Here is an 18,770-nt window from a genome sequence, read left to right as displayed (position 1 = left end):
CCGGGGCTTTCGTCAAGGCGCGATGCTCACTGCGCATAGGACAGCACCAGACCTTCCAGCAATCGCCGCCAGCCGTCGATCGAGACGAACAGCAGCAGCTTCAGCGGTGTCGACACCACGGTCGGGGACATCATCTGCATGCCGAGCGCCACCAGAATGGCGGAGACGGCGAAGTCGATCATCAGGAAGGGCAGATAAATCAGAAATCCGATTTCAAAGGCCCGCGTCAGTTCCGAAACGAGGAAGCTTGGCGTCAGCACGGTGATATCGTCGGAGGCAATGGGGGTTGCCGGCGCGTTTGCCCAGATCTTCTGCGACGCCTGCACGAAAAAGTCGCGCACCTCGGCGTCGGAAAATTTCAGCATGAAATCCTTCAGCGGCGCTGCCACTTTGATCATGCCGTCCGCCATGCCACTGACCGTGCCGAAATCGCCGCTATGGGCGAGCAGCAATTGCCAGCTGTTTTGCAGCACCGGGTTCATCACGAAGGCCGAGAGCACGATGGCAATCGCAAAGACCAGGAGATTCGGCGGCGTCTGCTGGATGCCGATCGCATTGCGCACGATCAGCAGGACGACTGAAATCTTGGTGAAGGAGGTTGCGATCACGGCAATGACCGGCAGCATCGAGATCGCCGCCATTGCCGCGAGGCTCTGGGCAAGAGGAAAGCTCTGTTCCATCAGTCGTGCAGCGCCGTGACGCGAACGGCGCTCAACCCATCCACGGAAATGATTTCGCCCCGTCCGATAATGCGGCCCTGGGCGATGATATCGACGGCGTCCGACAATGGCCTGTCGAGGTTGAACACATAGCCCTCGCCGATCGTCTCGAGTGTGCGCAGCGGCAACTCCAGCCGTCCGGCATCGAAGACCAGCTTGATCGGGATGCTGTCGACAGGCGACGGACGCGGCTCGCCCTGCAATTGCTGATCGACGGTGTCATTCGTCATGAAATGCCTCATTGGTCCGGTTGGCGTCGACAGGAGCGGCTCGGTGAGGACCGCGCCTTTGTCCGAGCGCATGCAGGTTGCAAGGTAACGTTCACCCGTGATCGCGACCACGGTCTCCGGTGCCCCCCCATCGATGACGATGCCGTCCCCCAATCGCAGGGATTTGATCTGACCGACCGACAGCACGGCATAACCGCGCCGGATGTTGACCGCCGTCGTCAGGGCATTGAGCGTGCGGCGCGGTAGGCGGCTTGCCCAGCCGACGAGGCCGGCAAGGAAGGTTTCATCGAAACGGCCGCTCAAGGGCAGGCTCATGCCGCTCCAGCCGATTTCGAAGCCGAAATTGCCGCTAAAATCCGGCTCCGGCTGCGCGCCGATCTCCAGCAGCGAAAGGCCGATGCCGATCTTGTTCTCGATTGCCTCGAAGGCCTCGGCGAACTGATGTTCCACCACCGCCGCCTTTTCATGCGGTGACAGTTTTTCCCAGAGCAGCAGCGGTTCCAGCCTTTCGGCCAGCAGCCGCAATGCTCCGGCCGAAGCAATCAGCATCTGATCCTGCTCGCCGACGCGGCAGAGAATGCCGACAGGATCGGCGATCCGCGTGGCCGCGATATCGGGGGACAGCGGGCGAACGGAAAGCGTCTGCTCCCGGACCGGAATTTGCCAGGCGGCGCGCATCGTCGTGCCGGAACGGGAAAAGAAGCTCCCGGCCATCGATGAGTCGGGCCATGCGGGCGCGGCGATATTCATCGGACAAGCTCCTCGAGCGCTTCGACGATCGCGCCGAACGGCTGCGGCTTGCCCTGGCCGTCAAACAGGAAGCGCTGGATGAGCCCGTGTTTGGCGACGGCCTCGTCGACGGCGGCATCGCGCCCCTGGCGATATTCGCCGACGCGGATCAGCAGTTCCACCTCGTCATAGAGGGCCAGCAGGGCGCGCAGCCTGTCGGCTGCCTGGCGATGGCTCTCGCTCACCACCGCGCTCATCGTCCGGCTTCGGCTGGCCAGCACATCGATCGCCGGAAAATTGCCCGCCCTGGCAATCTTGTCAGAGAGCACGATATGGCCGTCCAGCAGCGACCTGGTTTCTTCGGCGATCGGATCGTCCTGCTCTTCGCCTTCGACGAGGACCGTATAGAAAGCCGTCATCGTGCCGTTTGCGCTGTTGCCGGCGCGCTCGAAGATCTGCGGCAAGACGGCGAATACGGAAGGCGGAAAGCCGCGCCGCACCGGCGGTTCGCCGGCAGCAAGCCCGACTTCGCGCAAGGCGCGGGCCATGCGGGTGACGCTGTCGATGACGAGCAGCACATGTTTTCCCTGCTCGCGAAAATATTCGGCGATCGCCGTTGCCGTCATCACCGCCTTGAACCGCTCCAGCGCCGGGCGATCCGATGTCGCCAGAACCAGCGCCACATTCGAGGCAACGCCTTCCGGCATGTTGTCGGCAACGAATTCGCCGACCTCGCGTCCGCGTTCCCCCACCAGCGCGCAGACGATCACATCGGCCTTGTTGTTGGCGACGATCTGGGACACCAACGTCGACTTGCCGGCGCCGGGCGCGCCGAAAATACCGATGCGCTGGCCCTGCCCGCAGGTCAGCAATCCGTCCAGGGCGGCAATCCCCGAGGTGAACGGCTGGCGGATGGGACGGCGCGACAAGGGGTTGACCGGCTGGCCGTAGAGCGGCTGCAGGAAACGCGCGTCATCGCCGGCCGGATTGGCGGAGGGACGCAGGACGTTGCCGTGCGCATCGACGACCGCGCCGAGCAGGAAGTTGCCGACAGAGATCGCCGGCTCCCGGCCGGTCGGGACGATTTCCGTGCGCTGGGAGATGCCGCGGGTTTCGCCGTGAAGCGAGAGAAGTGCCGTCTCGCCGTCGATACCGACGACATCGGCGAGGCCGATGCGGCCCCTGCCCGGCTCATGCAGTTCGCAGAGCTCGCCGATCCGAACCGAGGGGATGAGCGCCCGCACCAGCAGGCCCGAAACACTCGTCACGCGGCCGCTCTGCCGCCGCACGTCCGTCTGTTCGAGCGTCCGCTCCATGCGAAGCAATGCGTCAGCCATGGACGAGGGCCTCGATCACGGTGGCGAGCTGGTCTTTCAAGCCGATCTGGCTTCGTCCCGCCGATGTCTCCAGGACGATCTCGCCGGCAGACATCAGCGGATCCGTTTCGATAGTGATGCGATGATCGATATCCGCAATTGCCTGGGCGATCATGGCGGCATCCTCGGGGGCGACATGGAGGGCGATCTCCTGGGCCTCTGCGGTCTGGGATATGGCGTGGCGGACCAATCGCCTGGTGCGTTCGTCGGCCTCCATCGATCCGAGGATCAATCCGACCGATTTCAGAACCACCGCCTCGACCCAGCTGTCGAGATTGGCAATCTCCTGTTCGGCTTTTCCGAGCGAGGCGGCAAGCCGTGCGGCGGCATCACGAACGCCCTGTTCGAACCCGTCGCGATAGCCGTTTTGGGCGGCCTGCTCGCTGGCGGCTGCAAGTGTGGCCTGGGATTGGGCGGCGTCCTGGCGGGCAGCCGCCAGAATTTGCGCCGCCTCCCTGATCTGGCCGAAGTTTTCCGCCGGAATGATGCGGTCGTGGCGTGCAAATCCCGAGCTCATCGTCCGGCGCCTTCCTGTGTGGAGGCGACCTCGTCGACGGCGGCCGTCGCCAGAACGAGCGCCGGGCTCTTCAACAGGGAAGCCGAGCCGTTTTCGGCCATGTCGCGCCAGCCCGCCCACCGCCATGCCGCAGAGATCCGATATTCGTCTGCCAGAAGCGTCAGCATCGACCAGCCATCGGCCTCGACGACATGCCTTGCCTGCTCGCTCAACAGATCAAGCGGCGGCGTTGCCGTGGAAAGATTGATGTGGCCGAGGGCGAATGCGACCGCTTCCTCGCCGTAGGCGGCCCTGAGCCTCGCAAGGGTCGGGCGATCGACCGCGGGGCAGAAGGCTGCGAGATGATAGGCGAAGCCCGCCCGGAACGCGGCCTTTGAGAGTCCGTCCGCGTCCATGGAAATCAGGCGGCGGGCGCCGTCGGCAAATGTGGCGGGGTCGCCATGGGCTTCTGCGATCTCCGTGAAAAGCCGCCGGTGCAGCCGCCGCGACAGGGTAGACCCATCGGCAAGGAGCGGCGCGGTCCCATCCCATCGGGCGGCCGTCAGCATATCCGCGGAAAGCAGCGCTGCCCTGCGGATCCTCGCCGCATCCGAGATCGCCTCGCCGTCCGAACGCGGCGTGCGCATGCTCAGCGCTCCTTCCGCTGCGGCAACAGCAGCAGCAGGCATGCCCCGATGGCGAGGATAATTGCGCCGATCACGGCCAGATTGGGGGCCTTGAAAGCCGAGAGAGCGCTTTGCACCATCGAGAATGGCGCTGCGGCGGGTGCCGGCGTCACGGTTGCCGCCGGGGCCGATGCTGCCGTTGCCGGCGGGGCCGCCGGCGCGCCGACCTCCGACCAGGGGCTGACCACCACCGAGACATCTTCGTAAGAGAGATCACGGATGCTGTTGACCAGAACGGACCGGCTTTTCATGTCGATCTCGTTGAGATTGGCGCCGGGGCGATATTGCAACACGGCCGCCGCCTTCGCCTTTTCCTTGATGAGCCCGCGGCCGTTTTCCTCCGGCAGCACCACATGGACGCGCGCCGTCGCCACGCCGTCAAGCCCCGAAAGCGTTTCGGCAAGCTGCTGCTCGATGGCGTAGCTCATCCGGGCTTTTTGTTCGTAAGGCGTCACAAGGAAGCCGTTGCCGGGAAAGAGTTCGGCGACATTTCCGAACGACTGACGCGGCAGACCGGCGCCCGCCAGCAACTCGATCGCCCGGGCATGATCGGCTGATTCAGCGGCGATCGCATAGGTCCCGCCCTTTTCGCTCCTCATGGTGACGGAGATGCCGGCGCGTTCGAGCAGGACCTGAGCATCCAGCGCATCGCGCTGATCGAGTCCCGTCAGCACGTCCTGGCTGCAGGCGGCGAGGAACAGGCAGAAAGCGAGCATGGCGGCCTTCGGAAGGACTTTGCGCGCGGGCGAAGTGATCGGTGATCTCGCAAGGGCCGATGTGATCATGATATTCACTGGCCCTGCGTCAGCCGTTTGGACGACGACATCACCGACTGGGTGAGTGACGACAGCAGCGTCGTGCCGGTCGCGAATTGCTGTGATTTCTCCAGCCGGTCGATCGATGTCGTGATGTCTTCGATCTTCGGGCCGCTGTGATCCTTGTCCGCGGCAAATCGCACCAGCGGCGTCTCCGGCTGGCCGTTCCCGGCCACCGGCATGAAGAATGCCGACAGCCGGTCGAGAATGCTGGAGGGCCTGGTATTGCCTTCCGGTGAATAGGAGGGCGGGACGGCGTCGGACTCAGGCGCGATCTTGCGGCCCTGGATGTTGGGAATGGAGGTGAGTTCGGTTGGCCGAAGGCCGGCGAAATCCGCCGGCTGCAGCCCGATCCGCTCCGCCACGATCTCCGAGGTCTTCAGCACATTGCCTGTCGATACGCCATCAACGGGCGGCGTAAAGGCGCGGCCGGTAAGTTCTTCTCCGCTCATTGCAATTCCTCAACTCGGTACACGTCAACTGCAAACGATGAACGGGAACGCTACTCGTCGCTGCCTTCGTCGATCGCCTCCTTGGCGAAATTGAAAAGCGAATTGTTCAGCATCAGGGTGTTGGAAATCATGCCTGGCAGAAACGCGTCCACGGCAGCGGAGAGTATCTCGCTCTCGCTGTTCGGATCGACCTTTTTCGTCGTGCTGCCGGTGGTGTCCTTGGAATCTGTCTTATCAGTCGTCAGCTCCACCGAGACAGGGTTTGCAGGCGCCAGGTTCAGGTCGGAATTCACTGCATCTACGGCCATATGAGCACTTCCATCAAGGAGTTATCAAAATGAATGCATGATTTGATATGGATAAAAAAACGGCCGGTCAATTGTTTAAACTTAACCGATGGTTAATTTTCGGAAATTACAATCGCTTTGACAACTTTCTCGACCTTTATATTAAAATTGAACGTTTTTATCCATAAAGCGCAGCAGATATCCAGATTGCGCATGAAATTCATACTTAAATTTATTGCTATCAAATATTCACAGGCCCGACCGCCTCTACGCCAACCGGGCCTGTGAGTACCCAGATATTTGGTGTTGCGAAAGCGTCCCGGATCAGCCCACCGCCGTACCGCGGCGCTTCTCGATATCGGCGATGATCGCGTCCCAGTTCTCAGGGGTCAGCTCGCGCTGTTCCGGGTCGCGGGGCGCGGGGGCGACGCCGCCCTTGGCGCCGACGCGCTGACCTGTTTTGGCGTAGATGCCGACCGTGTCGTTGACAGTGCGCTTAAGCATGTCGTTCATCATGTCGGTCTGCTTGTGGAAGGCTTTTTCCTGCTTGATGCTCTGGTAGATGGCAAAGCCCGCCCAGGCCGCCCAGGACACCGCGCCGGCGATCGCGAAGGCGAGCGAGAAGCCGCCGGAGACGAGCGCTACCGTTGCGCCCGTGCGCCCGAGGAAGGTGGAATTCACCAGCATATTGGCAACGCCTGCGATGCCCTCGATCGCGCCGACCGTGTCCGCCGCGGTTCCGATACCCATGAAGATGAGATCGACCGGATCGCCCTTGCCACTGGTGAGCCCCTGCAGGAACTGGTAATATTCCACCGGCAGCCAAGCGACGCCGGCAACGGCGCCAACCGTCGTCCCGGTATTCTTGAAAAAGGCGGAGAGCACGCTGCGCTGCGCCCGCGCCAGCTCGTCGGAAACGCCGACGAGTGAACTGATCCCATCCAGCAGCGAAAAATTCGAGGCTTTGATCGCCGAGCCGAGCGCACTGCCCATGTGCGCGAGAGCGCCAAGGGCGTGCAGAACCACGATGCCGATGCTGTCCCAGGTCGGGCTCGTCATGTTGAGGCCGGCATAGATGGAGCGGGATGCGGTAAGCACCGACATCACGCCGGAAGAGAGCGCCGCCTTGTATTTGACAGGATCGACCCCTGCCGGCGCCGCCGTCGCGGTCTTGTCGATCAGCTTGGCAAGGTCGGCCTTGATCGTTTCGACGCTGCCGCCCGGTCGCATCGTCGCCCAAAGCGCGGTGAAGATCGTCGTGAAATTGGTCTTGTATTGCGCCATGGCATCGGCATTGCCCTTGAACAGGGTTTCCGCCAGCGCGTCGAGGCTCGGGGCGATGATCCTCTTGATCGCCTCTTCGGCGGTCTTGCCGTCGACGATGATTGGATCGATCACATCCGTGCCGGGCATCAGCGTCTTCATCAGGCCTGACATGGAAAGTCCCATGTCCTTGAGGCTCGATGTCAGATATTCGCTGTCGATATAGGGCAGATCGAGACTTTGGATGGTCTTGCTCCAGCCATTGTCCTTGGTGGCGAACATGCGCTCGGCGATCCAGGCGTCGCCCCCGCTGCCGGCGAAGAAGCGCCCGCCGTCTGAGCCGTTGGCGGCAATGCCCTTGCCGGCCAGCCCGGTGCCGATCATGATTGCCGCCATGACGTCGTTGAACGAATAGCTGGCGAGATTGCTGGAGGGCAGCGGCGAGACGCTCTTGTCCCACTCGGCATTGGCCGGCAACTTCGAGACCAGGCTGGCGCCCATGACGAGCCCTTCCAGCGCGGTCTGCACCGCATGGCGGTAGCCCAAGACCTCCTTGCCGCCGGGTGCGCTCAGGCGCGACGTCAGGCGCTCCAGATTGCCGGCGAGATCGCCGATGCCGATTTCTCCGGCGCCTACCTTGTCGAGCAGCGGACCGAGAAGCGCCTTGACGTCGGCCTTGAACTGATCGCGCACCTCGGGGCTGTCTGACCCGTAAAACTGGTTGGCCATCGCCTGGATGGTCGGGTTGAACAGGTGGGTGATATTGTTGGGAACGGTGCTGCCGAATTCGGAAGCGGCAACCTTTTTCAAACCGTCGAGGTCGATCTTGAGATCGGGGAACAGGCTCCCGCCGAGCCCGAGCGACTGGTCGAAATCCACAACCGGCAGGATGGAGCCGAGCCCCTTCAGTTCCCGCTCGGTCTTGTTGCCGGCCAGTCCCATGCGGATCAGGCCATCGAGCGCCGTCGTCGGATCGGAGATCGTCGGCAGCACGTTCTTGTCGAAGAATTCGGCATAGGTCTTGTCGGCAATCGCCGAGCGCTGCTTTACGAAATCGTCGGGAAGCACCATGGAATAGAAGCCGAGGGCGGCATTATATTCCTTGAGAATGGTGGTGACGTCCTTGCCGGATTTGAGACCGTCATTCAGCAGGCCGCCATTGACGATGTCGCGCTCAAAGGCATCCTCGACCTTCGTACGCAGGTCCTTCATCTTCTCGTCACGCGTTATCGTGTCGTTGATGATCTCGGAAGCGTCCTTGTTCGTATCGGCCGGCGCCACGCGATAACCGGAGAAGATCAGCTTGAAGGCCTTCAGCGCCTTCTCCGTCATCAGCGAGTTGACGTCGGGGTCCGAGCCCAGGATGGCGATCGACTTGTCGAGATCCTTCAGGATCTCCTGGTCGTTGTAGATGCCGCGCTGGTTGTCGCCGAGGCTGTCCTTGTATTGGCCGAAGGTCGCCTTGGTCTGAAGCAGATCGAGATACATGATCAGTTTCTGCTCGGCAGTGTAATTGTGAGGGTTTTTGACGACGTCGATGCTCTCGAAGGATTTGTCCTTGTCCTTCAGCCCTTCCATGAAGCCCTGATTGATCTCGCTCATGAAATCGGAATTGAACAGGAGATCGATGACCGGCTGGATCGGCGCGGTAGGGCGGGACGTGCCATTCGACGTGGCGGCCAGCGAAACGAACTTCGGACTGCTCGTCTGCGCCGATATAGAGGAGAAAATCGTCAGGGCTGCCGTCGTGGTCCCGTCAGAGGCAAAAGGCGATGCCTTCTTGACCGTGGTGCTCGTGGTTTTGCCCTGGCTCGTGGAATTTTCGGACTTTGGATCGGAATTGGCGTTTAGCCGGAGAAATGAAACCGTATCGATATCCGAAGATGCTGGTGCGATCGATGACATGCGTTCCCTTTGATTTTCTTTTTCCGCTTTTCGCGGATGACGTCGTTTACCTTACGTTAGGCATAAGATCGACCTTTGCGTGATAATTCAAGCCCGATCGGACATCGCGGTTGCATAAAATGCAGCGGCCTCGCGCCTGGAGATCAAAAATCACATTTTTACCGAGGGGTCGCAGGGTATTTCCCAGGCTGTGGCGGTCATCGTTGCCGCCCCTCTGCCTCTACCAGATGAATGACGGGTCTGGCCCAAATTCGAGATGCACGGACTCGCCGGTGTAGCGTTCAAGCTTCTCGTTCAGCTGCTTTTCCATTTTGTCGAGCTTCTTCACGCCATTGGCCATATCCCACAGACCAAGCGCCAGCCCGACGGCCGAGGCAACGAGGCCGGTGACCAGTCCGGCCGCGGCAAGGCCGGTTTTGGCGGCGCTGCTGAAGATGGTCACGACTTCCGGCGCCACCGTTCCGAGTCCGGAAAAGGCACGGGACATGGCATTGGTCAGATAAAGCATCGCCTCGGAGAAACCGATCAGCGCGTTGCCGGTACCGGCAATGCCGCCGATTATTTCGAGCGCGCCCTTGGCGCGGTCGCCGGCCTTCATCGACCGCGACGCCGAATAGAAGCCGAGGCCGGCCATGGCGAGGCCGCCGGCCGCGCCGAGGATCTTGCCTGCCGCTTCCATCGTCTTCGGCGAGAAGTTCATCGAGATCCCCTTGCCCCAGCTGCCAGGCTGATTGCCGAAGGCGCTGAACGGTTTGCCGGCAACGTCGAGGTTCTTGCCGAGCCCCTCCATCGTCATGCCGACGATCTGTGTCGCCGAGCCGACCGCAGCGGCGATATCGGCCGGCGTCCACTTGCCGCCGACACCGAGGCCGTGCGCCACCAGCACGCTCGACATCGTCAGCATCTGCACGGCGTGCATCAGACCGGCCTTGTACACTTCGGCATCGATGCCGGCAGGTGTACGGGTCTGGCGCGGCAGGTCGAGCGAATCCTTGAAGGAGGCAAGCGCGTCGTCGAGCTTCATACCGCCGCGCACCATGCGCAGAACGCCGTCGACGTCGCGCGCTATATCCTGCGCCAGGTTCTGCTTCAGCGTCTCGCCGCCATCTGCCGGGCCGTTTTTGCTGATGAAATCCTCGGCGAAGGTGTTTGCCAACTGGCTGATGGCGTCATTCGTTGCGCCGGGCACAAATGTGTCATCCGGACCCGACAGCAGCGGCTCGAGATCGACACCCTGGCCGTCGCCGATATAATGTTCCTTGACGATGTTCGAGAAGGTGACGTTCGCGGCGTCGAGATGCGCGTCGATATAATCCTGGGGCAGGAGATCGACGAGCGTGTTGAGTTCGGAATAATAATCCTTCAGGGCATCTTCGAAGCTCTTGCCGGCGCTCAGCGCCCGGTCGATCGCCTTGCCGCCGCCGATATCGATCAGATAGGCGTCTTCGATGTTGGTGAGCAGATCGGAATTCTCCGGGCTTTGCAGATATTCCTTCATGCCGCTCGCGAAGATATCCGAGAGATGCTGCTGCGTCGCCGGATCGGCCGTCAGCTTTTCGATCCGCGCATCGAGGTCCTTGCCGACGCGCTCGCCATCGGGCACGCTGTCGCCATACTGGTTCATATAGCCATTGAACTGCTGTTTGATCTCGATGAGATCGTAGAGCACCGTCGCCTTCTGTTCCGGCGTCAGCTGGTCGAGGTGGTCCATGTTGTCGGGCGCGACGAAATTCCGGTTCACGTCCTTCACGGCGTCGCCGAGAATGCCGTATTTGAGTTCGTCGAGCTTCTTCAGCGTCGGCTCATAGGCGGTCGACGGAGCGTAGCCGCGCAGCACCTTGCTTTCCAGGATGTCGTTCTCGTCGATCGGGCGCTCCACGACCGGCTCGATGGCATCCGAGCCCGACATGACAAGGTCCATCTTCTTGAGGCTCGATGTCAGATAGTCGCTGTCGATATAGGGCAGATCGAGATTTTGGACGGTCTTGCTCCAGCCATTGTCCGTGGTGGCGAACATACGCTCGGCGATCCAGGCGTCACCGCCGCTGCCGGCGAAGAAGCGCCCGCGATCTGAGCCGTTGGCCGCAATGCCCTTGCCGGCCAGCCCGGCGCCGATCATGATTGCCGCCATGACGTCGTTGAACGAATAGCTGGCGAGATTGCTGGAGGGTAGCGGCGAGACGCTCTTGTCCCACTCGGCATTGGCCGGGAGCTTCGAGACCAGGCTGGCGCCCATGACGAGCCCTTCGAGCGCGGTCTGTACCGCGTGGCGGTAACCCCAGACTTCCTTGCCGCCGGGAGCGCTCAGACGCGAGGTCAGGCGCTCCAGAAGGCCGCCAAGATCAGCCTGACTGACCTCTCCGGCGCCTACCTTGTCGAGCAGCGGACCGAGAAGCGCCTTGACGTCGGCCTTGAACTGATCGCGCACCGCGGGGCTGTCTCCCCCGTAAAACTGCTTGGCCATCGCCTGGATGGTCGGGTTGAACAGGTGGGTGATGTTGTTGGGAACGGTGCTGCCGAATTCGGAAGCGGCAACCTTTTTCAAACCGTCCAGGTCGATCTTGAGATCGTTGCCCGGGTCGGTTTCGGGCGTGCTCACCTTTGCATCGACCAGGATCGCGGTGGCGCCGCTTTTGCTCTGGGTAAACCCGACGAAGCCCCGCGCAGCGGAGATGTCGAGTGCCTGCCCGTTGCCGCTCGGCGCGATCTTGCGTATTTCGCCGGCGTCGATGGTTTTTGTCGATGCAGAACGGCCAGTCACGTCTTTCTGGTCGAGGTCCACGACCAGGGTTTCGACCTCTTTCGATCCGCTGCCAACACGTTCCAACATGATTTCGTCACTCCTGATCGACGGCCGCACCCTGAACGGAGGCCCGGAAAGCCTCGTTAGGTCAGAAGTTTTTCAGTGATATGACAAATGGGTGCTATCGGAGCGGCAAAATTGAACCATTGACCCCCACATAGCGCTTCCAAATTATACCGCAGTACAAATGCTGGTGACACCGCAGTCGCCAAGGTGCGGCGCAATAGAGCACGCTACCGTAGGGAATGCGCTCACGAGACAGATCAAAGTCGGTCCTCGGGCTCGGTTTTCAGACTGCATTGTCCGGCAAATCGGTATAAGCCGTCCTCTCGAACAAATCAGGGGACAACATGGAAACCGTGGAAATCAGCAGCCGCAGCGACTTCGGCCTTTGGGCAATTGAGCGGGCGCGGGAAATCGTAACGTCCGAGGGAACTGCTTTTGCGATGGCCGCTCGCGATATGGACGACGAGGCGCTTGCAAACGCTGCAGCCGCGCTAGGCAAGGCCATCAGCGATGCGATGGTGGAAGTGTTTGACGGCCTGATAGATGAATCGTGATTGTGAAGAGACAGCGGGTCACTGACCGATAAAAATTGGTCAGCACCGTCCGGGCTCGCCGTCTTCCCCTCTCATTGCAAACTGTCAGAAACTTGCATATAATTCTGACAAGAGAAATGCCATGCAAAAGCTGACATAGCAAATCATGGGACATGCTGAACGACTGCCGGAAGGACCGCGCTTTCGGCAAAGAGTTTTTTGCATCTCGGAAATCGAGCCGCCCTGGATCAGGCTCTGTCGCGCCTGGCCGAGCGTGGCGAGCTCGTCCGGGCGGGCCGTGGTATCTATATGCGGCCCGTCAAAAGTCGCTTTGGCAGTCGGCCGCCGACGGTCGAACAGGCCGTAGAGGCGGTGGCGCAGCAGCGCGGTGAGGTCATCGTCTCGATGGCGCCGCCGCGGCAAATGCCCTGGGCCTGACCTCCCAGGTCCCGGTCCGCTCCGTCTACCTGACATCCGGCCGTAGCCGGACGATGACCCTTGGACAGCAGACGGTCGAGCTCAAGCACGTGCCGCGCTGGCAATTGGCCTTGGCCGATCGACCTGCTGGCGTGGCGGTCCGCGCACTTGCATGGCTTGGGCCGGAAAGGGCCGATGAAGCACTGTCGCGGATCAAGCGAAAGCTGCCGCCAAACGCGTTCGGCGAGCTGGTGGCGGCGGCTCCGCAGTTTCCGACCTGGCTTGCAAGAAGCGTAGGAAAGGCTGCGCATCGCTGATCTGTTTCTGACCTTGTCAAAGGATAACCGACGCGAAGCCTTGGCGGTGGCGGCCGACCGCACCGGACGGCCCATTCATCTCCTCGAAAAGGATGTCTGGGTCGTCTGGACGCTGCAGACGCTCTTTTCGTCCAAGCTCGGTGAGCATCTCGTCTTCAAGGGCGGCACCTCGCTTTCGAAAGCCTACGGTGTCATCAAAAGGTTCTCCGAGGATGTCGACCTGACCTACGATATCCGCGCCCTGGCGCCGGACTTGGTTGGCGACAATGACGAAGCACTGCCGAAAACCCGCAGCGAGGAGAAACACTGGACCAGCGAGGTGCGAAAGCGGCTTCCGGTCTGGGTGGCGGGCTCGGTGGAGCCGGTTATGGCGCGTTGCGCGTTCAATCTCTTCCGGCGGCAATCCGCCTCGAGGACGATACGCTCTACCTCGACTATGAAGCGGTGAGCAGCGGATCCGGCTATGTCGCCCCGAGCGTCATGCTCGAATTCGGAGCGCGGTCGACCGGCGAGCCGGCCAGTATCCGTCGACTGTGACGCGTCGGGCCAGGTTGATGGTGTCGAATTTCCGAAAGCGAGTCCCCGCGTCATGCACGCGGAGCGGACGTTGTGGGAGAAAGCGACCGCCATCCATGTCTTCTGCCTGCAGGAGCGCCTTCGCGGCGATCGTTTTGCCCGCCACTGGCATGATGTCGTCCGGCTGGACGATGCTGGTTTCGCCGACAAAGCATCCGCGGATCGGCAACTCGCCAATGCCGTGGCGAAACACAAATCCATGTTTTTTGCGGAAAAGGCGGCCGACCGCTCGCCCATCGACTACGCCGCAGCCGTCAACGGCAATCTGGTTCTGACGCCATCCGGAGAAGGTCTGCGTGCGCTCGGCGAGGATTACGCGCGCATGGTCGACGACGGCCTGCTGCTCGGCGATTCCGAGCCGTTCGAGCACCTGATCGAGCGATGCACGCAAATTCAGGCGCATGCCAACAAAAGCGACGCGTCAAAATAAGCAATTGCCGGCCCACAGCCGCACCCTGCCCATTACTGTGAGTGCCCTGTCACCGACGCGGTTTGGCTTCGCGCCAATTATAAGGCGTTTGCTCGTGGCAGGCACCCTTGATGTGATGAGAGTGAAGCTCGGACCCGGTTATTCCGGCTCCGGCCTCGGCGAGGATGTGGCCAAATACCGCACGGGTGCGGGTTCGTTTGAGGAAAGTTGCGCCACGTAAAATGAAGATCCGGTGTGTTTGCAGTGAAGGCATTCAAATTCCCAATTTCAATCTCGCCGGAAGCCCGAGCAAGCTCAAAATCGCTGACGCGAGAATCGACACGGATGTTCCACTTGCCGCAACGGCACGTTCTCGCGCCAAGTGCCGTCCTCCCACTGGCGCGCCGCACGCTTGATTGGCTCTATTCCCGCAGGGGGGGTCGACAAGACGAAGGTCACTTCTTGGCGTCCAGCGGATCGACGTCGCCTTTCATCAGGAAGGCCGCAATCTCGACAGGGCCAGCGCGCGCGGGCGTGACGATGATTTTTGCCATCGCCTTGTCTGAATGAAGATGCGTCGAAGCCGGCTGTGCTGCCGCAGCGATAGGCGCGCGGTGGCGGCGTGAATCGCCAAGTTGCCGCAACGGCCAGCACGAGGAACTCGACCAACGTCTCGGCGGCGAAATAGCGGAAGGTGCATTCCGGTAAACCACGGCGATCGAAACTTAAATCCGTCGCAATCTTCTCGACACTCACGTAGCATGAGCCTCGCGAACAAACGCCGCCACGCCACTATGGCAATTTCACTTCTCCTCCTCGGGATGAAATGGGACCATTCCTGAGGCGCTCTATTCCATCTCGAATACGGAGGATCCGGCATGCCTACGGTGTTGTTCAGACACGACCTCGCTTAACGATGTACTGAAGATTGCAGTCTACACGAAGCACGTTGCAGGCAGTGCTATGAAGTGTTCGCGGAAGATGGTTCGAGGTCTCGTCGGACGCTCTGTCGCGGCGAGCGCGGGACGTGTCTGATGCCCTCGATTTCAGTGAAGAACCATATTTCACGTGTTGCCCACCTGCCGACAACTTCCACCATCGCAAAAATGCACGTCCGCCTACCGAAGCTGAACGCTAACGATCCCCAAATGAGCTCAAAGATCACCTGTCGGCGGCGGCGGCGGAATTGGACTGATGAGGTGAGGGCACAGATTCTTGCCCACAACGTTCTTCAACTCGGCCCAATCCGGCGATATGTTCCCTCATCCTGGTTTCAGGCCTGCCTTCAAGGCCCTGTCGGCTCGACACTTGGATTTTACAGGCGCCTGGCTGCTGGCCGACTGCCGCGCCCATTCCGTGATGATAAAAGTATTGTGCCGTGTTGGGTTCTTCACAAATATGTCCAGCACCCGACGTAGTTCTCTGCTCGGAAGCGGTTGAGGTCTGCGCCTTGACGCCGAAGATGGCCCTCTACAAGTTGGGTGACAATGTCCCGAGAGTTCTGCTCGCATTGGTTAGACGGGCAGGCTGGCTCTTTTATGCGTAGCGGCGATCTCGATGAGATTCAGCGTCAATCAGGATGAGACTCGCGCCGGGGTGTGACGGAGTGAGGGCGTAGCCCGATCGTAGTCATACCCCGGCGTGGCGCAGATTTTCGGCGTCTCATGATCGCGGTCGGTCCGGTACATTTGCGGTTTTCTGGATTGGAGAACCAGTTTGTGCCGGGTCGCCATTTAACCGATCATCAGATGAGACTCTTCATGAAGTACCGACAAACGCATTCCGTAGAGGTCGCCGCGTCAAAAGCGTCGATCAGCCGAGCCACGGCATACCGCCTCGACAAGGAGGTACAACTGCCTTCTCAGAGCAAAGCGCCGCGCGGACGCCGCCGCCCTGATCCCTTAGAGCTGATATTCGAGACCGAAGTCGTCCCGCTCCTGAAGGCCGCACCCGGTATCCGTGCCGTCGCTGTCTACAACGAGATGCTGCGCCGACATCCAGAACTCTCTGAAGGTATCCGCCGCACGCTTGAACGACGCATTCGGTCGTGGCGTGCTGTCCATGGCGAAGCGCAGGGGGTCATCTTCCGCCAAACGCACGAGCCAGGCCGGTTGGGCCTTTCGGATTTTACCGACGCCAGCGGTCTTGGTGTGACCATCGCCGGCCAGCCGCTTGATCACCTGTTCTATCACTTCCGGCTTGTCTGGTCGGGCTTCGAACATGCCCATGTCATTCTCGGCGGCGAAAGCTTTGTCGCGCTGGCTGAAGGGCTTCAAAATGCCCTGTGGTCCGTGGGAGGTACGCCGCTTTATCATCGAAGCGACAGCCTGTCGGCGGCATTCCGCAACCTCGACGCCGATGCCAAGGTCGATCTCACCCACCGATACGATCAGCTTTGCTCCCATTATCGAATGACGCCGACGCGCAACAACAAAGGCGTCGCGCATGAGAACGGCTCTATCGAAAGCTCCCATGGCCATCTCAAGAACTCTGTTCATGACGCCCTGCTGATGCGGGGGGCCAAGGAATTCGACGACCTCAGTTCTTACCGCGCCTTTGTCGATGACATCGTCAGCCGTCGCAACGCTGCCCATGGCAAGCGCATTGATGCTGAGCGATCCCATCTGCAGGCGCTGCCCGAGCGCCGGACCACGGACTTCGAAGAGATTGTCGTTACGGTGTCCCGGACGGGCGGCTTCACCTTGCGCAAGGTCTTCTACACCGTGCCATCCCGCCTGATCGGCCACAGGTTAAGAGTTCGCCTGTTCGACGATCGGCTGGATGTCTTTGTCGGCGGTACGCATCTGATGACGTTGCGCCGAGGACGCGGCCATCCCGACGGCCGACACGACCAGGTCGTCAACTACCACCACGTCATCCATTCCCTGCGCAAAAAGCCGATGGCGCTCCGCGGCCTCGTTTATCGCGACAAGCTCTTCCCGCGTCAGGAATATCGCAAGGCCTTCGAAGCCCTCATCGAGCATCTTCCCGACAAGCAGGCTTGCAAGATCACCGTCGAACTCCTGGCGCTCGCGCATGACCGTGGTTGCGAACGCGAACTTGCCGAAGAATTGGCCAGGATACTCGATGCTGGTGACTTACCCAATCTGGCTACCATGCGAGCGCTCTTCGGTCCGGATCCAGCCAAGCTGCCGACCGTTCATGTGCAACTCGCATCGCTCAACGGTTATGAGGCCCTGATCGGGACGGGAGAAGCGGCATGAAGAACGCCCACGTTATCGATGAAGCACGCCTCGGCATCATGCTCAACGAGCTCCGGCTGCCGACGATCAAAATGCTGTGGCCACGATTTGCCGAAGAGGCGGACCGGGAAGGATGGCCGGCAGCTCGCTTCCTGTCGGCTATTGCCGAGCACGAGCTGGCAGAGCGTGCCAATCGCAGGATTGAACGGCATCTCGCCGAAGCGCACCTGCCGCCCGGAAAGACCTTAGACAGCTTCGCCTTTGACGCTGTACCCATGATCTCGAAGGCGCAGGTCATGGCAATCACCGCCGGCGACAGCTGGCTTGCCAAGGGAGCTAACATCCTCATGTTCGGTCCGCCCGGCGGAGGAAAGAGCCATCTTGCTGCTGCCATCGGCCTTGCGCTGATCGAGAACGGATGGCGGGTCCTGTTCACCCGGACCACCGATCTTGTGCAGAAGCTTCAGGTCGCCCGAAGGGAACTGCAGCTTGAGTCTGCCATCGACAAACTCAACAGGTACGACTTGCTCATCCTCGATGACCTCGCCTACGTCACCAAGGACCAGGCGGAAACAAGCGTGCTATTCGAGCTGATCTCGGCACGATACGAGCACCGGTCGATCCTGATCACCGCCAACCAGCCGTTCGGAGAGTGGAACCGGGTCTTTCCCGACCCTGCCATGACACTCGCAGCAGTCGACCGGCTCGTGCACCATGCCACGATCTTCGAGATGAACGTCGAAAGCTATCGCCGCAGAACTGCGCTTGAGGAAAAACGCCAGCGCGGCCGACCGGCCTCGTTTGCGACAATCAGGACATCAACGCTGTCTGTCGCGGAGCGGCAATCAGAAAACGACGAAGAACTTGTCAGCGGCAATCAGCATGATAATTTGATCCCGACCGCGACCTAAGAATCTCATCCAGATTGTCGCAAGCGTCTCATCCTGATTGCCGCGCTATTAGCTATTTTGCATCGATGGGCAGGCTCAAGGTTCTCTTGGAAGTCAGCATTTAGCTGCCTCACCATGGCGTTGAATAGGCTGAGTCGACCAAAGTGCTGCGCCCATTACCGAAGATTGCGATGAGGCATCAGCGTCCTTCAGCAATCTTGCCAAAGAATGCAGGCTTGCGAGATCGACGTGCGGAACCGCCAGGCTGCGCCAACAACCACTCATTGATCGGTCGAACATCCACGATGGGACCTCAAGAAGTCGACCAGAAGAAGAACCAGAAAGGCTGCAGCGGAAATATGCTTCCCTTTGGACACCGCCTCATGCACGTGAACGGGTTGCCCGGACCAGGGATGCCACGGATACAAAAGCTCGCGAACCTCGGTCCCGTGGGTGTTCTGTCGTCGTGTTGTACAACCATTTCCGGCCGCACTCATCGCTCGGATACCAGACCCCGGCCGAGGCTCTAATTGTGAGCTTTCGGGAGGTTGTCCATTCAAAGCGGATTTAGGAGACTGGAGCTATCACACCTCGAGTCGGAAGGATCGCCGCGAATGAACATTCATAAGAATGCCCGACTGACGCCGTTGCGCCGGGA

The 18,770-nt window shown here is 60.8% G+C and carries 15 protein-coding genes and 2 pseudogenes; 7 read left to right on the top strand and 10 right to left on the bottom strand.

Features of this window, described 5'->3' with window-relative positions; genetic code table 11:
• Positions 1-26: 26 nt before the first annotated feature.
• From sctR to K6N12_RS27115, 9 genes are all read right to left on the bottom strand, one after another.
• Positions 27-680 carry a type III secretion system export apparatus subunit SctR gene (sctR, locus tag K6N12_RS27155; RefSeq protein ID WP_008534263.1) on the bottom strand — a complete coding sequence of 218 codons (654 nt, stop codon included), beginning with the start codon at positions 678-680 and terminating at the stop codon, positions 27-29.
• Complete coding sequence (locus tag K6N12_RS27150; RefSeq protein ID WP_004672588.1) at positions 680-1,699, bottom strand: FliM/FliN family flagellar motor switch protein; 1,020 nt, start codon at positions 1,697-1,699, stop codon at positions 680-682. The genes sctR and K6N12_RS27150 overlap by 1 nt, the downstream gene beginning before the upstream one ends.
• Complete coding sequence (locus K6N12_RS27145) at positions 1,696-3,015, bottom strand: FliI/YscN family ATPase (protein ID WP_004672587.1); 1,320 nt, start codon at positions 3,013-3,015, stop codon at positions 1,696-1,698. The genes K6N12_RS27150 and K6N12_RS27145 overlap by 4 nt, the downstream gene beginning before the upstream one ends.
• Entirely contained in the window at positions 3,008-3,571 is a 564-nt protein-coding gene (gene sctL, locus K6N12_RS27140) for a type III secretion system stator protein SctL (RefSeq protein ID WP_004672586.1), read from the bottom strand. The genes K6N12_RS27145 and sctL overlap by 8 nt, the downstream gene beginning before the upstream one ends.
• Entirely contained in the window at positions 3,568-4,197 is a 630-nt protein-coding gene (locus K6N12_RS27135; RefSeq protein WP_004672585.1) for a hypothetical protein, read from the bottom strand. The genes sctL and K6N12_RS27135 overlap by 4 nt, the downstream gene beginning before the upstream one ends.
• A 2-nt stretch (positions 4,198-4,199) precedes the next feature.
• Positions 4,200-5,030, bottom strand: coding sequence for a type III secretion system inner membrane ring lipoprotein SctJ (sctJ, locus tag K6N12_RS27130; protein ID WP_018247139.1), 831 nt, complete (start codon positions 5,028-5,030; stop codon positions 4,200-4,202).
• Positions 5,027-5,503, bottom strand: a complete 477-nt coding sequence (locus K6N12_RS27125; RefSeq protein WP_004672583.1) for a hypothetical protein — start codon at positions 5,501-5,503, stop codon at positions 5,027-5,029. The genes sctJ and K6N12_RS27125 overlap by 4 nt, the downstream gene beginning before the upstream one ends.
• Positions 5,504-5,553: 50 nt before the next feature.
• Positions 5,554-5,811 carry a hypothetical protein gene (locus K6N12_RS27120; RefSeq protein WP_004672582.1) on the bottom strand — a complete coding sequence of 86 codons (258 nt, stop codon included), beginning with the start codon at positions 5,809-5,811 and terminating at the stop codon, positions 5,554-5,556.
• Positions 5,812-6,114: 303 nt separating this feature from the next.
• Positions 6,115-8,655 (bottom strand): hypothetical protein, encoded by a 2,541-nt coding sequence (locus K6N12_RS27115; protein WP_004672581.1) that lies wholly within the window; start codon positions 8,653-8,655, stop codon positions 6,115-6,117.
• A 25-nt stretch (positions 8,656-8,680) separates the two neighbouring features.
• Between K6N12_RS27115 and K6N12_RS34320 the strand changes: the two genes are divergently transcribed.
• A complete protein-coding gene (locus tag K6N12_RS34320; RefSeq protein ID WP_004672580.1) occupies positions 8,681-8,971 on the top strand; it encodes a hypothetical protein in 291 nt (96 codons plus the stop codon).
• A 207-nt stretch (positions 8,972-9,178) separates the two neighbouring features.
• Here K6N12_RS34320 and K6N12_RS27110 read toward each other — a convergent pair whose 3' ends face one another.
• Entirely contained in the window at positions 9,179-11,788 is a 2,610-nt protein-coding gene (locus K6N12_RS27110) for a hypothetical protein (RefSeq protein WP_004672579.1), read from the bottom strand.
• Between the two features lie 323 nt (positions 11,789-12,111).
• Here K6N12_RS27110 and K6N12_RS27105 point away from each other — a divergent pair, with 323 nt between their 5' ends.
• From K6N12_RS27105 to istB, 6 genes and pseudogenes are all read left to right on the top strand, one after another.
• Positions 12,112-12,321, top strand: coding sequence for a hypothetical protein (locus tag K6N12_RS27105; protein WP_004672578.1), 210 nt, complete (start codon positions 12,112-12,114; stop codon positions 12,319-12,321).
• Between the two features lie 145 nt (positions 12,322-12,466).
• Positions 12,467-13,034, top strand: a pseudogene (locus K6N12_RS27100) (DUF6088 family protein).
• A pseudogene (locus K6N12_RS34315) lies at positions 13,027-14,040 on the top strand (nucleotidyl transferase AbiEii/AbiGii toxin family protein). The pseudogenes K6N12_RS27100 and K6N12_RS34315 overlap by 8 nt, the downstream one beginning before the upstream one ends.
• A gap of 94 nt (positions 14,041-14,134) precedes the next feature.
• The gene (locus K6N12_RS34675; RefSeq protein WP_257784634.1) at positions 14,135-14,260 is read left to right on the top strand and encodes a hypothetical protein; all 126 of its coding nucleotides are present in this window, start codon (positions 14,135-14,137) and stop codon (positions 14,258-14,260) included.
• A 1,477-nt stretch (positions 14,261-15,737) separates the two neighbouring features.
• Positions 15,738-17,243 carry an IS21-like element ISRel5 family transposase gene (gene istA, locus K6N12_RS27085; RefSeq protein ID WP_026188833.1) on the top strand — a complete coding sequence of 502 codons (1,506 nt, stop codon included), beginning with the start codon at positions 15,738-15,740 and terminating at the stop codon, positions 17,241-17,243.
• The gene (gene istB / locus K6N12_RS27080) at positions 17,240-18,133 is read left to right on the top strand and encodes an IS21-like element ISRel5 family helper ATPase IstB (protein ID WP_004672573.1); all 894 of its coding nucleotides are present in this window, start codon (positions 17,240-17,242) and stop codon (positions 18,131-18,133) included. Before istA ends, istB begins: the two co-directional genes overlap by 4 nt.
• Positions 18,134-18,770: the final 637 nt, after the last annotated feature.

The sequence above is a fragment of the Rhizobium redzepovicii genome (assembly GCF_019793435.1).
GTDB classification, from domain to species: domain Bacteria; phylum Pseudomonadota; class Alphaproteobacteria; order Rhizobiales; family Rhizobiaceae; genus Rhizobium; species Rhizobium redzepovicii.
The sequence above is the reverse complement of the archived record's forward strand: the minus strand, read 5'-3'. Positions and strand labels throughout refer to the sequence as shown.

Bases quoted from the DNA above. Each gene is read 5' to 3' on its own strand.
- sctR (WP_008534263.1), bottom strand. From the start codon at position 680: ATGGAACAGAGCTTTCCTCTTGCCCAGAGCCTCGCGGCAATGGCGGCG.
- K6N12_RS27115 (WP_004672581.1), bottom strand. From the start codon at position 8,655: ATGAGCGAGATCAATCAGGGCTTCATGGAAGGGCTGAAGGACAAGGAC.
- K6N12_RS27110 (WP_004672579.1), bottom strand. From the start codon at position 11,788: ATGTTGGAACGTGTTGGCAGCGGATCGAAAGAGGTCGAAACCCTGGTC.
- K6N12_RS27120 (WP_004672582.1), bottom strand. From the start codon at position 5,811: ATGGCCGTAGATGCAGTGAATTCCGACCTGAACCTGGCGCCTGCAAAC.
- K6N12_RS34320 (WP_004672580.1), top strand. From the start codon at position 8,681: ATGACCGGCTGGATCGGCGCGGTAGGGCGGGACGTGCCATTCGACGTG.
- K6N12_RS27150 (WP_004672588.1), bottom strand. From the start codon at position 1,699: ATGAATATCGCCGCGCCCGCATGGCCCGACTCATCGATGGCCGGGAGC.
- istB (WP_004672573.1), top strand. From the start codon at position 17,240: ATGAAGAACGCCCACGTTATCGATGAAGCACGCCTCGGCATCATGCTC.
- sctL (WP_004672586.1), bottom strand. From the start codon at position 3,571: ATGAGCTCGGGATTTGCACGCCACGACCGCATCATTCCGGCGGAAAAC.
- K6N12_RS27135 (WP_004672585.1), bottom strand. From the start codon at position 4,197: ATGCGCACGCCGCGTTCGGACGGCGAGGCGATCTCGGATGCGGCGAGG.
- K6N12_RS27125 (WP_004672583.1), bottom strand. From the start codon at position 5,503: ATGAGCGGAGAAGAACTTACCGGCCGCGCCTTTACGCCGCCCGTTGAT.
- K6N12_RS27145 (WP_004672587.1), bottom strand. From the start codon at position 3,015: ATGGCTGACGCATTGCTTCGCATGGAGCGGACGCTCGAACAGACGGAC.
- K6N12_RS27105 (WP_004672578.1), top strand. From the start codon at position 12,112: ATGGAAACCGTGGAAATCAGCAGCCGCAGCGACTTCGGCCTTTGGGCA.